At 64.3% G+C, this 14,340-nt stretch carries 18 protein-coding genes and 1 other RNA gene; 6 read left to right on the top strand and 13 right to left on the bottom strand.

Annotation, left to right across the window (positions count from 1 at the left end):
• Positions 1-4 precede the first annotated feature (4 nt).
• Genes G3I74_RS12795 through G3I74_RS12785 form a run of 3 tightly spaced genes read left to right on the top strand, consistent with a single transcriptional unit; the run spans position 5 to position 2,347 of the window.
• Positions 5-1,201: a phosphopentomutase gene (locus G3I74_RS12795; RefSeq protein ID WP_164211994.1), complete on the top strand. Its 1,197-nt coding sequence runs from the start codon at positions 5-7 to the stop codon at positions 1,199-1,201.
• Positions 1,202-1,212: 11 nt separating this feature from the next.
• Complete coding sequence (gene deoD, locus G3I74_RS12790; protein WP_164211993.1) at positions 1,213-1,938, top strand: purine-nucleoside phosphorylase; 726 nt, start codon at positions 1,213-1,215, stop codon at positions 1,936-1,938.
• Complete coding sequence (locus tag G3I74_RS12785) at positions 1,931-2,347, top strand: cytidine deaminase (protein ID WP_164211992.1); 417 nt, start codon at positions 1,931-1,933, stop codon at positions 2,345-2,347. Before deoD ends, G3I74_RS12785 begins: the two co-directional genes overlap by 8 nt.
• A gap of 89 nt (positions 2,348-2,436) precedes the next feature.
• On the opposite strand, the gene G3I74_RS12780 is transcribed toward G3I74_RS12785, so the two are convergent.
• The 13 genes from G3I74_RS12780 to G3I74_RS12720 form a co-directional block, all read right to left on the bottom strand.
• The gene (locus G3I74_RS12780; protein ID WP_239056916.1) at positions 2,437-3,339 is read right to left on the bottom strand and encodes a polysaccharide deacetylase family protein; all 903 of its coding nucleotides are present in this window, start codon (positions 3,337-3,339) and stop codon (positions 2,437-2,439) included.
• A 162-nt stretch (positions 3,340-3,501) separates the two neighbouring features.
• Complete coding sequence (mazG, locus tag G3I74_RS12775; RefSeq protein WP_164211990.1) at positions 3,502-4,287, bottom strand: nucleoside triphosphate pyrophosphohydrolase; 786 nt, start codon at positions 4,285-4,287, stop codon at positions 3,502-3,504.
• A 34-nt stretch (positions 4,288-4,321) separates the two neighbouring features.
• Positions 4,322-5,686, bottom strand: coding sequence for an ATP-binding protein (locus tag G3I74_RS16230; protein ID WP_164211989.1), 1,365 nt, complete (start codon positions 5,684-5,686; stop codon positions 4,322-4,324).
• An 8-nt stretch (positions 5,687-5,694) separates the two neighbouring features.
• On the bottom strand, positions 5,695-6,372 hold the full coding sequence (locus G3I74_RS12765) for a response regulator transcription factor (RefSeq protein ID WP_164211988.1): 678 nt from the start codon (positions 6,370-6,372) through the stop codon (positions 5,695-5,697).
• Positions 6,373-6,386: 14 nt separating this feature from the next.
• Positions 6,387-6,620, bottom strand: a complete 234-nt coding sequence (locus G3I74_RS12760) for a PepSY domain-containing protein (RefSeq protein ID WP_164211987.1) — start codon at positions 6,618-6,620, stop codon at positions 6,387-6,389.
• 70 nt (positions 6,621-6,690) lie between these two features.
• Positions 6,691-7,608 carry an arginine deiminase-related protein gene (locus G3I74_RS12755; protein WP_164211986.1) on the bottom strand — a complete coding sequence of 306 codons (918 nt, stop codon included), beginning with the start codon at positions 7,606-7,608 and terminating at the stop codon, positions 6,691-6,693.
• 13 nt (positions 7,609-7,621) lie between these two features.
• Entirely contained in the window at positions 7,622-8,593 is a 972-nt protein-coding gene (gene dusA / locus G3I74_RS12750; RefSeq protein WP_338063109.1) for a tRNA dihydrouridine(20/20a) synthase DusA, read from the bottom strand.
• Between the two features lie 17 nt (positions 8,594-8,610).
• Entirely contained in the window at positions 8,611-9,267 is a 657-nt protein-coding gene (gene rpiA, locus G3I74_RS12745; protein ID WP_164211985.1) for a ribose-5-phosphate isomerase RpiA, read from the bottom strand.
• Positions 9,264-9,731: an EVE domain-containing protein gene (locus G3I74_RS12740; RefSeq protein WP_164211984.1), complete on the bottom strand. Its 468-nt coding sequence runs from the start codon at positions 9,729-9,731 to the stop codon at positions 9,264-9,266. The genes rpiA and G3I74_RS12740 overlap by 4 nt, the downstream gene beginning before the upstream one ends.
• Positions 9,732-9,743: 12 nt before the next feature.
• The gene (locus tag G3I74_RS12735) at positions 9,744-10,367 is read right to left on the bottom strand and encodes a 5-formyltetrahydrofolate cyclo-ligase (RefSeq protein WP_164211983.1); all 624 of its coding nucleotides are present in this window, start codon (positions 10,365-10,367) and stop codon (positions 9,744-9,746) included.
• Between the two features lie 61 nt (positions 10,368-10,428).
• A non-coding RNA gene (gene ssrS, locus G3I74_RS12730) (6S RNA) lies at positions 10,429-10,615 on the bottom strand.
• A gap of 13 nt (positions 10,616-10,628) precedes the next feature.
• A complete protein-coding gene (locus tag G3I74_RS12725) occupies positions 10,629-10,925 on the bottom strand; it encodes a cell division protein ZapA (RefSeq protein ID WP_164211982.1) in 297 nt (98 codons plus the stop codon).
• A 9-nt stretch (positions 10,926-10,934) separates the two neighbouring features.
• Positions 10,935-11,159 carry a TIGR02449 family protein gene (locus tag G3I74_RS12720; RefSeq protein ID WP_164211981.1) on the bottom strand — a complete coding sequence of 75 codons (225 nt, stop codon included), beginning with the start codon at positions 11,157-11,159 and terminating at the stop codon, positions 10,935-10,937.
• A gap of 151 nt (positions 11,160-11,310) precedes the next feature.
• Here G3I74_RS12720 and G3I74_RS12715 point away from each other — a divergent pair, with 151 nt between their 5' ends.
• The 3 genes from G3I74_RS12715 to G3I74_RS12705 are packed head-to-tail and all read left to right on the top strand — an operon-like array spanning position 11,311 to position 14,338.
• Positions 11,311-11,841: a UPF0149 family protein gene (locus G3I74_RS12715; protein ID WP_164211980.1), complete on the top strand. Its 531-nt coding sequence runs from the start codon at positions 11,311-11,313 to the stop codon at positions 11,839-11,841.
• Positions 11,838-13,139 carry an aminopeptidase P N-terminal domain-containing protein gene (locus G3I74_RS12710; RefSeq protein WP_164211979.1) on the top strand — a complete coding sequence of 434 codons (1,302 nt, stop codon included), beginning with the start codon at positions 11,838-11,840 and terminating at the stop codon, positions 13,137-13,139. Before G3I74_RS12715 ends, G3I74_RS12710 begins: the two co-directional genes overlap by 4 nt.
• On the top strand, positions 13,136-14,338 hold the full coding sequence (locus tag G3I74_RS12705) for an FAD-dependent monooxygenase (RefSeq protein ID WP_164211978.1): 1,203 nt from the start codon (positions 13,136-13,138) through the stop codon (positions 14,336-14,338). Before G3I74_RS12710 ends, G3I74_RS12705 begins: the two co-directional genes overlap by 4 nt.
• Positions 14,339-14,340: the final 2 nt, after the last annotated feature.

Below are 14,340 nucleotides of genomic sequence, written 5' to 3'. Positions count from 1 at the left end.
GGCCATGTCCCGCGCCATTGTTCTGGTCCTGGATTCCCTGGGCATCGGCCAGGCCGAAGACGCCGGGCGTTTCGGCGATATCGGCGCCGACACCCTGGGCCACGTCGCCTCGGCGCGCGCTTCTCAAGCCGGGCTCAGGATCCCCAACCTCGCCCGCCTGGGTCTCAACCACGCCCACCACGCCAGCGTTGGCCACGACAACCCCGGCCTGCAGCGTCCGGAGACGGTAACGGGCAGCTGGGGATTTGCGCGCGAGCAGTCCACCGGCAAAGACACGCCGTCCGGCCACTGGGAGATCGCCGGGGTGCCGGTGCGCTTCGACTTCGGCTATTTTCGCGAGCCCGAGCACACGTTTCCACCCGCGCTGCTGGCCGATCTGGTCGAGCAGGCCGGCCTGCCGGGCGTGATCGGCAACTGCCATGCCTCGGGCACCGAGATCCTGGCCCGGCTGGGGGGTGAACACGTGGCCACCGGCAAACCCATCGTCTACACCTCGGCCGACTCGGTGTTCCAGATCGCCGCGCATGAACAACATTTCGGCCTGGAGCGCCTGTACGAGGTCTGCCGCATCGCGCGCGAACTGTTGATGCCCTACAACATCGGCCGGGTCATCGCCCGGCCCTTCGTCGGCGATGCCGGCTCCGGCTTCACCCGCACCGGCAAGCGGCGCGACTACAGCCTCAAGCCGCCCGCCCCAACCGTGCTCGACAAACTGGTGGCCAGCGGCGGCGAAGTGCTGGCGGTGGGCAAGATCGCCGATATCTACGCCCACTCCGGCATCAGCCAGGAGATCAAGGCCGACGGCAACATGGCCCTGTTCGACGCCACGCTGGCCGCCGTGGATCAAGCCGGCGAGCGCAGCCTGGTGATGACCAACTTCGTCGATTTCGACATGCTCTACGGCCATCGCCGCGACCCGGAGGGCTATGCCGCCGCGCTCGAGGCCTTCGACCAGCGCCTGCCGGAACTGCTGACCCGGCTTCGCGACGACGATCTGCTGATCCTGACCGCCGACCACGGCTGCGACCCGACTTTTGCCGGCACCGACCACACCCGAGAGCACGTGCCCGTGCTCGCGCTGGGTGCCGGCCTGAAGCCGGGCTCGATCGGCGCGCGCTCAAGCTTTGCCGATATCGGCCAGACCGTGGCCCGGCATCTGAGCCTGGAGCCGCTGGCCGACGGCCAGAGCTTTCTCCACTGACCGGACCCGCCATGGCCACGCTGCACATCGAAGCCGCCCCGGGCGAGATCGCCGAGTCCATTCTGCTGCCCGGCGATCCGCTGCGCGCCAGGGCCATTGCCGAGCGCTTTCTCGATAAACCAGTTCAGTTCAACCGGGTGCGCAACATGCTCGGATTTACCGGTAACTGGAAAGGACACCGGATCTCGGTCATGGGCAGCGGCATGGGCATCCCGTCCATATCCATCTACGCCCACGAGCTGATCAGCCAGTACGGCGTAAAGAAACTGGTCCGGGTCGGCAGCTGCGGCGCGGTAGCCGACGGGGCGAGTCTGCGTGACGTGGTGATCGGGCTGGGTGCGAGCACCGATTCCGGCGTCAACCGCAGCCGTTTCCTGGGCCACGATCTGGCCGCGATCGCCGATTTCGAGCTGGCCCGGCACGCCGATGCGGCCGCCCGCGCCAGAGGCATTCCGGTGCAGGTCGGCAACCTGTTCTCGGGCGATCTGTTCTACGCCCCCGACGCGGCCTACATCGACCTGCTGCGCCGCTACCGTTTCGTCGGCGTGGAGATGGAAGCCGCCGGCCTGTACGGCGTGGCCACCGAACTGGGCGCGCGCGCCCTGACCATCTGCACCGTGGCCAACCACATCATCACCGGCGAAACCCTGACCAGCGCCGACAGCCAGCAAAGCTTTCATCAGATGGTCGAGATCGCACTGGACGCGCTGGCGCGCGACGAGGCAGACCATGACTGAGCCGGTTCTCGACAGCTCAAGCACCATCCCATCAGAATGGCTGGAACGCCTGCTGACCGCGCGCCAGAACGCCTACGCGCCCTACTCCGGGCACTTTGTTGCCGCGCTGGTGGTGACCGAGGACGGAAACGCCTTCTGCTCGTGCAATGTGGAAAGCGCGCACTACAAGTCGGTCTGCGCCGAGGCCGGCGCGATCAGCGCCATGGTGAGCGCCGGCGAGACCCGGATCCTCGAAGTCTGGGTGCTCGGGCCGGGACCCGACCACTGCCCGCCCTGCGGCGACTGCCGCCAGCGCATCCACGAATTCGCCGACGACCGCACCCGCATCCTCCTGATCAATGACGCCGGAACCGTGCTGAAAATCTATAGCGTGGCCGAACTGCTGCCAGAAGCCTTCGGCGGGCCCTGAAGACCCCACCGCGGGCATCTTAAAGAAAGCCGCAGCCGATAGTTTTCGAAAAAGCGCAGACGAGCTAAAGCCTCGGGCAGCGCCCTCGTCTACTCCACAGCCAACGAAGCGGGTATTAAGCCCAAGGACGTGAAGTGACTGCGCAACCAGGATTCATCTTCGCTTTGATGAACCAGGGCACCGGCGGGCTCACCGGCGGCATGCGCCAGCGCAGCGACGCGACCCTGGCCATTGAACAGCGTATTCGGAAGTTCAGCCGCGATTGGATCAGAAAACGCTTTTTCGGCCGGCACCAGTTCCCAACCTTTTGCTCGCAGGCCGCGAATCAGATACCCAACACACAAAGCCGCGATATCGTTCTCATGCAAGAGCAGAACATGGTGCGGAGACCGGCCCAAAATATTCCTTGCCATATCCTCATAGAAAGCGACACCGCTCAGCAAGATCGACGTATACGCATCGCACCAGGCGGTCTCGTCGATCTCAGGATTGGCCGCTACCGCTTCGGCAAGCAAGACTTCGATATACCAATCGTAATTGTCGACCGTGACATATCCGTGCCGCAGCCCTCGTTGCACGAGCGCTGATCGCACTTCATCGCGCTTGGCAATGCTCCGGCCCTCGTCCAGATACGGGTAACGAAAGAACGGAGCAACCCCATCGAATCCTTCAAGCATGCTGCTGGCTTGATCGATGTCGGCGATATATTCCGCCGCGGTGGTTCGCCACAGCCATGGATGGGAGTGGGAGTGGTTGGCAAGCAAGTGACCTGCCTCGACATACGCGAGCAGCCGTTCCGTTCCGCCGGGCACATCGCTTAAATGCTTTGTCGTAACAAAAAACATCGCACCAGTGACGCGGGCCTGATCCAGAGTATCGATCAAGCGCCTGGTCCGCTCCTCGCCGCTAAACAGCGGCCCCGCTGCACGAGGCGCGTCATCGAAAGTCAGGGCGATTGTTCCCCCGGAAACCGCTGGGGGAAGATCTCCCATCCACAGCGACACAAGGACAAGGCACGAGAGCACCTTCCGAACATCGGCGAACATCCAGCAGGTGGTCAACTCACTTGACTGGAATCGAAGCCGACAAGCCGGCAAAAGCGCGGCTGGCAGCATCGTCCGTTTTCGGTCCATCTCTATGGAATGATTTCCTGGTTACCGGGTCTTGATCGTCTGATAAAGCACTTCCTGGCCTTCCAGGTCAAGCGCCGGGAAATCCAGCTTGCGCTCGGCAGCCAGGGCTTCCATGGCCCGAAATCGCTGTTCGAACTTGAGGTTGGATCGGCGCAGGGCGATGTCGGGATCGACGTCGAGCTTGCGCGCCAGGTTGGTGAGCACGAACAGCAAATCGCCCAGCTCTTCTTCGATGTTGTCGCCATCTTTCAAATCAATGGCCTGCTTGAGTTCATCGGCCTCTTCTTCGAGCTTGTCGAAGATGGGCTCGACCGTGGGCCAGTCGAAGCCGACGCGGGCGGCGCGTTTTTGGAGCTTGACGGCGCGCTGCAGGCTGCCCAGGCCCCGGGCCACGCCGGCCAGGGCGCTGCTATCGGTCTCGCCCTTGGCCGCGCGCTCTTGCGCCTTGATCTTCTCCCAGCTCGCGGTCTGGGCATCGGCATCAGCGATGCTGGCGTCACCAAACACATGCGGATGGCGGCGCAGCATCTTGTCGTTGATGGCCTCGACCACGTCGGCGAAATCGAACGCGCCTTCTTCTTCGGCCATGCGCGCGTGAAAGACAACCTGGAACAGCAGGTCGCCCAGCTCGTCTTTCAGTTCTGCCATGTCAGCGCGGACGATGGCGTCGGCGACTTCATGGGCTTCTTCCACGGTATGCGGCGCGATGGTGGCGAACGTCTGCTCGATATCCCAGGGGCAGCCGTTCTCGCGGTCGCGCAGTCGGGCCATGATGTCGAGCAGGTCATCGATGCGATGGGTGGTCATTTTTCAAAAACATCCAGTGCTTGAGCGGCAGACGTCAGCGCGGCGGGAAGCGCGCCACGATGGCAGCGCCGCCCAGTGTAGCCGAGGCTTCGCAGTCGATCTGCCCGCCGTAGGCCTCAACCAGCTGACGCGCGATCGCCAGTCCCAGTCCCTGGCCTTCCGCTTGTTCGTCACCGCGCGCGCCGCGCTCGAGCAGACGGGCGAAGGTATTCGCGTCCAAACCGGGGCCGTTGTCCTCGACCCGGATCTCGACACCGGACTCGCGCGCACCAGCGGGCCCGGTACGGACTTCGGCCAGAACGCGCCCGCGTCCATACTTGGCGGCATTGTCGAGCAGGTTGCCGCACAACTCCATCAGGTCGCGCTCGTCGGCCCGGACCCGGACCTGCTCGTCACCATCGACTTCGATAACCACATCGGCATCGCGATACAGGCGCCGAAGCGATTCGGCCAGACGCTCAAGCACCGGCAGCACGGCCACCGGCTGGTTGAGGGTGCGCCGGGTCGAGCGGGCCGCCCGCTCGAGCTGGCGGCGGATCAGGCGCTCCATGCGCGCAAGCTCGTCGGCTGTCGCTTCCGCAGTAACGGACTCGCCGGATTCCAGACGCGCCTTCATCACCGCGAGCGGCGTTTTCAGGGCATGGGCCAGATCCGACAGCGCCTGGCGATAATGGCTGGCATTGTCGCGCTCGCTCAGCAAAAGCGCATTGAGGTTGGCCGTCAGCGGCTGAAGTTCGCGCGGGTAGCGACCGCTCAGGCGTTCGCGCTCACCGCCCTCGATCTCGCCGATCTCGTGCGCGACCCGGCGCAGCGGCCGCAGGCTCAGCAACAGGATCAGACTCTGAACAATGATCAGCAGCAGCGCGGCCAGCCCCAGCCAGCGCCACAGATCGGCCCGAAAGGCCCGGATCTGGTCACGGTAGCGCTCCGGGTCCTCGCCCGCCCACAAGGTCATCTCGACGATCTGCCCGTCCGGCTGCTCCCAGCCCAGGCCCAGCGCATAAAGAAAAAAGCGCGCGTCGCTTTCAGGTCCGACAAAGCGCTCTTGACCGCGTCCAACCCGAAACGGCCGCGGCGGCTCAAGCACACCCGTCAGCGACGCCGACTGCCATTCGCCGGACTCGGTCAACACGCCGGCATACAAGCCCGAACCAGGCTGCTCCAAACGCGGCTCGGCCAGGCCCTCGGACACCAGGGGCTGGCCGTCGGCCGCCACATCCAGAGTCGATAACAGCAGGAACACGGTCGATGCCAGGCGCTCTTCCAGCGCTCCGGCCGAAGCGCTGCGAAATCCGCGGTCGACGGCCAGACCGACCAGCGCCAGCGAGACGACAAGCGCAAGCGCGGCCGACAACAGCAGCCGCAGCAGCAGCGACGGCGATGCGGGCGCTGCCGGCACCTCAGCGCTCAGCCCCGGACAGGGCGGAACCGATAGCCGCGCCCGCGCAGCGTCTCGATCGGCTGCCAGTCGCCCGTCGGATCCAGCTTGCGGCGCAAACGGCCGATGATGACCTCGATCACGTTGCTGTCAGGGTCGGCGTCTTCGTCATAAAGGTGTTCGTTGAGCTCCATCTTCGATACCACGCGATCCGGATGAAGGGCGAAATACGCCAGCACCTTGTACTCGAAACCGGTCAGATCCAGTAACTCGTCGTTCAGCCAGGCTTCTTGCGCCGACAGGTTGATGCGCAGGCGGCCGAAATCGACCTCGGCGGCCGCATGACCGGCCGAGCGGCGCAGCAGCGCGTGCACGCGGGCAATGACCTCCTCGAGACGGAACGGCTTGGTTACGTAGTCATCGGCACCAAGCTCCAATGCCTCGACCTTGTCCTGCCAGTCGGCGCGCGCGGTCAGGATCAAGACTGGATAGCGCAGCTCGCGGGCGCGCAGCGTGCGCACGATTTCCATGCCACTCATCCCCGGCAACCCCAGATCGATGATGGCCAGATCGATCGGGAACTCGGTGGCGTAATACAGACCTTCGGTGCCGTCGGCGCACAAGTCGACCGCGAAGCCCTCACGTTTCAGGGCTCGACCCATGAGCGCACGCAGTTCGGTTTCGTCCTCGATAACCAGGATGCGCATGGGCAAAGACTCCTTCAGGGTCGATCCGCGGGAACGCGGATGGTCTTGACCACGCCGTCGCGGGTGAGAATGCGGATCACGTGAACCCGACGACCGTCGCGTTCAATGGTTTGGGCCGAGACCACCTTGGCGTCGTGCTGACGCGCCACGCGCTCAGCCGCTTCCTCCAGGGTCAGTGCCCACGCCGAAAACGCCATGGCCAGGGCAAGAACGGGCGCGATCAAAAGTCGAAGCGGCAAAAGCGGCACGGCGGGGCCTTCATTGAAATTAACCAAGATTGTAGGCGTTGGCGCTGAATCCCGTCTGAACTCCGACTGATCAGAAGATTTCAGCGACGCAGCAGCGCAGGCTGCCGCCAGCCTTTTCGATCTCGTCCATGTCCACGGCATGGATCTCGAAGCGCCAGCTTTTCAGACGCTCGAGTTTGTCCGGGGCGAGCGCATCAATGGCCGTGCGGCTCATGAACAAATCCTTGAAGTTAAGGGCGATGCAGTTGCCGGCAAAGGCTTCCTTCTCGGCCTGCGTGATCTCGAGTACGTGTCCGGGATAGGCCTCAGCAATCGCTGCCGGCACCTCCCGGTCGGCAAAGGCCTCGGGACAGATGACCAGCGCGCGGGACGCAAGAACAGCCATGACCACGTTGGTGTGATACTCGGTTGGCTTGAGATCAAAACGGAAGGTCAGGGCCAGATCGAAAGCCTGGTGCATGGCTTTGCAGCCGGACTCGTCGACGCGCTGGCTCATGCCGCAGTAGCCGATACGATGCGAGCGGTCGATCACCAGCGCCCCGGTGAGTTCAGCGACCAGATCGCGCTGCGACAGATCGCATTCCTCGTAGTCCATCAGCTGGGTGAAAAAGGCGCGAATGTCGGCCCTGCCGGCCTCGAGCTGTCGTTCCGGATGGAGCATCCGGCCGATGATGGAGCGCCCGGGAATGGTTGCGAACACGTTGTTCGGAAACAGTTCGTCCGGGGTCGTGGCGTGACCGGGGAAACGAACCGCCGGGATCCCGCAGGCGGTGATTCGCTCGCTCAAACGGCGGTGCTGATCGAGCGCCCGGTCGGGATCCACGGGCACGCTCAGGTCCATGTAGATATTGTCTTTCGCCGTCTGTTTCGACAGTCGGAACCCGCTGGGCTCGACCAAAAAACAGGCGCGCGGTACGGCCGGCGCGTCGCTTTTCAGCCAGCCGGCCTGAATCTGCTGACGGAAGGCTGCGGGGGTATCGACAATCATCAAACGGCTCGCTTCAGGCCGCTGCCCGCTCAGGGCAGGCGTGGAAAAACAGTTCCGGACCGACACCGGGCCGATGCATGTTCTGACTCAGGATCTGGCGCCAGCGCCTGGCGCCCGGGCAGCCGTGGAACAGGCCGAGCATGTGGCGGGCCACCTGCTGCAAGCGGCCGCCTCGGGCGATATGGTCGGCGGCGTAGTCGGCCATGGCCTCGATCACGGAAGAGCGCGAATCGGCGACCGGCTGACCGAGGCGGTCGCCCAGCTCAACCAGAATCCAGGGATGTTGATAGGCCGCGCGGCCCAGCATGATGCCGTCGACATGCGCCAGTTCGGCCAATGCCGAATCGACCTCCCTCAAGCCACCATTGAGGATGAAACGCAGGCCGGGGAAAGCTTCGCGCAGCTGGTGGACACGGGCATAGGCGAGCGGCGGAATCTCGCGGTTCTGTTTCGGGCTCAGACCCTTCAGCCATGCCTTGCGGGCGTGAATGATGAAGGTGCGCACGCCGCTTTCGGCGACCGTGGCGACGAAATCCTGCAGGAAATGAAAACTGTCCTGCTCGTCGACCCCAATGCGCGTCTTGACCGTAACCGGCACATCCACGGCTTCGCGCAGGGCCGCCATGCAGTCGCGAACCAGTTCAGGCTCTTTCATCAAACAGGCGCCAAAGCTCCCCTTCTGGACCCGCTCCGAGGGACAGCCGACGTTGAGATTGATCTCGTCATAGCCGTAACCGGCACCGATCCGGCCCGCCTGCGCCAGCTCGTCCGGCTCACTGCCGCCCACCTGCAGGGCCACCGGATGCTCGGCCGGGTCAAAGCCGAGCAAGTGGTCTCGGTCGCCGTGGATGACCGCGCCGGTGGTGACCATTTCGGTATACAGCAAGGCCGCGCCATTGAGCTGGCGATGAAAGTAGCGGCAGTGCCGATCGGTCCAGTCCATCATCGGCGCAACGCTCAACCGGGCCACGGGCGCTGCACTCACTCGCAAACCCCGGTTTTTCAGCCCAGGCGCCGGATGCCGGCCTCGCCGGCGATCAGCACCCGGTCGGCGGGTCGACGCGCAAACAGCCCGCAGGTGACCACGCCGGGAATCTGGTTGATCTCGGACTCGATCTTGAGCGGATCGAGCAGATCGAGGTTGCGCACGTCGAGGATCAGGTTGCCGTTGTCGGTTTCGAATCCGTCTCTGAGCTCCGGGCGCCCCCCCAGACCGACCAGCTTGCGGCCGACAAAAGCGCGCGCCATGGGCACCACCTCGACCGGCAGCGCGAAATCGCCGAGCACCTTGACGCACTTGGATTCATCGACGATGCAGACAAAGCGACGGCTGGCTGAGGCAATGATTTTTTCCCGGGTCAGCGCCCCGCCGCCGCCCTTGATCAGGCGGCGATGCTCGTCGACCTCATCGGCGCCGTCGATGTAGAGCTCCAGTTCGCCGACGTGGTTGAGGTCCATGACCTCGATCCCGGTCTCGGCAAGCTTTTCGGTCGTGGCCCTGGAGGATGAAACAGCACCTTTAAGCTGGATATCGCTGCCGGCCAGTTCGTCGAGAAAAGCGTTGACGGTGCTGCCGGTTCCAACGCCCAGCACCATGCCGCTATCGACTTCGGACAATGCCGCCCGGGCGACCTCGATTTTCAATCGGCTCTGGCTCATGATGTCTCCAGTTCCAGCAGATAGTTCCACTGTTGTTCGGTCAGCGGCATGATGGACAAGCGGTTGCCCTTGCGCACCAGGGCGAAATCGCCCAGCGCGTCGGCATGCTCCTTGATCTCGGCCAGCGACAGCACGCGGTCCAGGTCGCGCTTGAACTTGACGTCGACCAGGATCCAGCGCGGATCGTCCGGATCGCTTTTGGGGTCGTAATACTTCGAGTCCGGATCGAACTGGGTCGGGTCGGGATACGGCTTGCTGGCGACCTCGGCGATACCGACAATGCCGGGTACCTTGCAGTTGGAGTGGTAGAAAAACACGCCATCGCCGACCTTCATCGCATCGCGCATGAAATTGCGCGCCTGATAGTTGCGCACCCCGTCCCAGGGTTCGGTCTGCTCCGGGCGCGACTTCAGGTCTTCGATACCGAAGGCATCAGGCTCGGATTTCATCAACCAGTAGTTCATTGCTTAAGTCTATCAGGAAGCCGGCGGAAGACCCCGCTGCGTGCGAAACTCGCGCACACCGTAGTCGGTGATGATCGCATCCAGGGGCACATCCCAGTGCTGGGCCGGCAGGCTGTTGACTTCCTGCAGACCATAGGCCACGCCGACCAGCGTCGGCCCGGGGGGGCGTCCCGGCTGAAGTCGAAACGCAAAGCTGCGGTCGTAGAAACCCCCGCCCATACCGAGGCGTGTGCCGGTCGTCGAAAAGGCCACCAGCGGCATCAGCACCCAGTCCAGCTGCTCGGGCGCGCACAACCGGCCGTGCGCCGGCTCGGGAATACCGAATCGATTGGCGACCAGCGCTTCGCCGGACTCCCAGCGCCGGAACTCCATGGCGGCATCCACCAGAACCGGCAGATGGATGTCGCGGCCGGCTTCCTGGAGAACATGCAGGGCAGGCCTGAGATCCGGTTCGCCGCGAAATGGCAGGAATGCCGCCACCCGCACACCGGGACGCTCGGCCATGAAGCCGAGTACCTGCGCGCATAGCTGCCGATCCAGCACCCGCCGGCGCGCCTCGGGCAGCGCCAGGCGCTGGGCGAGAAGCATCTCGCGCAGGGCGCGCTTGGCCGGCTGGGTGGATGTATCTTCGGACATGGCGGATCCGGCGGGATCTTTCCGGCCTGCCGGCCGAGACTTCAGCGACTAAAAGAGAGTGGCGCTCTCCACCTGTGCCGCTGCAGGTCGGTGACCTTGAACCAATGGTTCAGGTGGGTTGGCTCTCCGGACCATCAGGCAACTCGCGTTGAAACAAGCTGCACACAAGTACCGGAAGCCGCCATCCCTAGGTCGATAAGTAGGGACAAGGCATATTACTTTCCTGCTGGCGAACACCGCAGAGAGCGCCTGAACCCCACTCTATTCCGTTCCCGTGAACTGGTCAAGCTGACTCGCCAAATCGCTGATGCGACGATCGATTTTCTCTTCGCGTGCGGCCAGTTCCTGGCGCAGCTTGAGAATTTCCTCGGCCAGGTTGAGCGCGCACATCACGGCGATCTTGTCCATTGAGCTGACCCGACCGGAATCCCGGATCTCACGCATCTGCCCGTCCAGGAACAGGGCCGATTCCATCAGCGCCCGGCGCTCTGGCGGTGAACACATGACGCGGTACTCGCGCTCAAGAATACGGACGGTCACCGGTTCCGCAGCAGCCATGTATCCTCCTCAGCCAGCCGATTCCAGGGCCTTGAGACGCTCGATCATTGCCTCGACCCGGGACCTGGCCTCTTCGTTGCGCTGGACCAGGTTCGCGCGTTCCGACACCAGCGTTTCCTGGCGGGCTTTGAGCGAGCGGTTCTCCTCTTCGAGCGCACGCAGGCGACTGACCATTTCCTGCAGGCCGACCTGCAGGCGATCCAGATCCGTCTCCGTCCGCGCCAGCGAATTCATGGGCAAAACTCAAAACCACACGTTACAAGGGCTTAATCATAGAACCTAAAGCGCGCCGTAACAAGCGCGGGCAACAACAATCGACGGCTGCCTGAGGTGGCCGGTGATACACTTCGGCTCCTTTCGCAACGGACTTCAGGGCCCTTCTCCAATGCCGGATCAGGACGCAAAACTGGCCTGGATACTCGCTCTTGCCGCCGAGGCCGAACCGGCTGTGGTGGCGGAAACCCACGGGCTGGTCGTCGGGCTGCTCAGCGCGCGACCCAAGCTGTCAGCCTCCGAACTCACTGTTCAGCTTGCCGCTCTTCAGGTCGGTGACTGGAGCTCGGAATCGCTCCAGGGCCAGGTCGAACCCGCGTTAAAAAGCCTGCGCGACGAGCTCGATGCCGCTGACATGCGCTTCCGGCCTTTGCTGCCCACCGACGATCGGCCGCTGGACGAACGCACCCGCTGCCTCGCTTACTGGTGCTCGGGTTTCCTGTCAGGCTTCGGTGCCGGTGAACCGGTTATCGCACCCGGGGAGAGCACCGAGGCGCTGCGGCTGATCGAACAGATCGCTCGGGCGGCTACCGACCCGGACGCCGACGCTGAAGCCGAGGAAGGCGCCTACGCCGAACTGGTGGAGTTTGTTCGGGTGGCCGTGCTCCTCTTGCGTGAAGACAATCGGAGGGCAAGCGCATGATCCGTCCCGAAGAGTTCCGCACCCGCCGAAACCGGCTGCTGGCGGAAACCGGTCCGGACAGCATGGTGGTGGTGGCCAGCGGCCGAGAAGTGCTTCGCAACGGCGACAGTGCCTACCCGTTTCGCCAGGACAGCGACTTCTGGTATCTGACCGGGCTGGATGAACCGGAGGCCGTCCTGGTGCTGATTTCCGGGCGTGATGCGGGGGAACAGCTTCTGTTTCTGCGCGAGCGCGATCCTGACCGCGAGCGCTGGGACGGGCCGAGACTGGGGCTGGACGGCGCCCGCGAATCTCTGGGCATGGACGACTCGTTCCCGATTCACGACCTGGACGACATCCTGCCGGGCCTGATGGAGGGCTGCGAACGCCTGTTCCACCTGGTCGGAAAGGACCCCTCTTTCGATCAGCGTGTCCTGGGTTGGCGCAACCAGTTGCGGGCGCGCTCCAAGGGCCTGAAAGGACCAGGTGAAATCGTCTCGCTGGAGCATCTCCTGCACGAACAGAGACTGATCAAGTCGGCTGACGAAATCCGGTGCATGCGTCGGGCTGGCGCGATTGCTGCGCAGGGCATGACGCGGGCCATGCGCGCATGCCGGCCCGGCATGAACGAGGCCGAAATCCAGGCCGAATTGATTCACGAGTACCAGCGCCATGACTGTGCACCCTCGTACCTGCCGATCGTGGCCGGCGGCGCCAACGCCCTGGTACTGCATTACATCGCCAACAACCAGCCCCTACCCGACGACGGCTTGTTGCTGATCGACGCAGGCTGCGAGTTTGAAAATTATGCCGCCGACATCTCGCGCACGTTTCCGGTCGGCGGCCGTTTCAGTTCGGCCCAGCGCGAGGTCTATGAGATCGTCCTGGCCGCTCAGCAGACCGCGATCGAGCAGGTACGCGCCGGGCGACCGTTTGAAGCCTTTCACGATGCGGCTGTCAGGGTTCTTACCCAGGGGCTGGTCGACCTCGGCCTGCTGTCGGGCAGCGTCGAGGACAACATCGAGCAGGAGCACTACCGCCGCTTTTACATGCACAAGACCGGCCACTGGCTGGGCCTGGATGTGCACGACGTGGGCGATTATCGCATCGCCGGCCAGTCGCGGCTGCTGGAGCGCAACATGGTCGTCACCGTCGAGCCCGCCCTCTACATTGGCGACGAGGACGACATTCCCGAGGCTTTGCACAATATCGGCATCCGGATTGAAGACGATGTTCGCGTCACCGCTGAGGAACCCGAGGTGCTCAACCGCGCGGTACCCGCAACGGTCGACGAGATTGAGCAGGTCATGCGGCCATGACCGATTACGACATCATGCTGGCCGGGGGCGGCCTGGTCGGCGCGGCTTTGGCTGTTGGCCTGGCTCGTGGCGGTCGGCGCGTGGCCGTGATCGAGGAGACGGCGCGCAAGACCGGGCCTCAGGCGAATCAACGGCCCAGCTATGATGACCGTACGCTTGTCATCAACGCGGCCTCGCTCAACATTCTTGCCGGACTGGGACTGCTGCCCGACACGCTGACGCGCATGCCGGTACGGGAAATCCACATCACGCGTGCCGGGGGCTTCGGCCACCTGCAGTTGCGCGCAACCGACCATCAGCGCGATTTCTTCGGTGCCGTTATCGTCGCCCGGGAACTGGGCCAGGTGATGCTGGCCGCGCTCGACCAGCACGAGGCCATCACCCAGCTTTGTCCCGCCCGGCTGGAAACGTTCGCGGTCGAGTCTGACCACGTTCGCGTTCGCCTGGGCGACGGATCCTTGGCGACGACGCGCCTGCTGGTTGGTTCGGACGGAACCAACTCCATGGTCCGCCAGATCGCCGGCATTGACGCCGAGCGCCATGACTATGGCCAGTCGGCCATGATCTTCAATGTCCAACCCGGGCGGGCACCCCGCGATACCGCCTGGGAGCGCTTCACGCCACAAGGCCCGCTGGCCCTGCTACCTCAACCGCAGGGGCGCCTGGGCACGGTCTGGATCGACCGCAGCGAACGTATCGACGCGGCGATGCACTGGGATGACGAAACCCTGATCCGTCGACTCACCGCTCGCTTTGGCTCCGGACTGGGCGGGTTTTCGCGGCCGGGCAAGCGCGCCCGCTATCCGCTGGTTCGCCTCCGCAGCCGGCACCCGGTGGCCGATCGGATCGCTCTGGTCGGCAACGCCGCCAACAGCGTCCATCCGGTCTCCGCCCAGGGCTTCAATCTGGGCCTGCGCGATGCGGCGGCCATGATCGAAATACTGGCCGGCCAGGACGACCCGGGCAGTGTTGAAGCGCTGGCCGCTTATGCCGCCGCGCGCTTCGCCGACCAGGACGCGACCGTGCGCTATACCGACACCCTGGCGCGGGCGTTCACCAATCCCTCCCTGCTCGCCCGCGCCGGCGCGGGGCTGGGCTTGGCCGCCCATGCCGCCATTCCAGGTCTGAGCCGCCGCCTGGTGCAGGCCGCGATGGGCTTTCGTGATCCGGTCACCCGCCTGGCTCGCGGCAACCCCTGAAG

Source organism: Wenzhouxiangella limi, from assembly GCF_010499265.1.
GTDB classification, from domain to species: Bacteria; Pseudomonadota; Gammaproteobacteria; order Xanthomonadales; family Wenzhouxiangellaceae; genus Wenzhouxiangella; species Wenzhouxiangella limi.
This window is presented reverse-complemented; position numbering and strand designations above follow the sequence as displayed.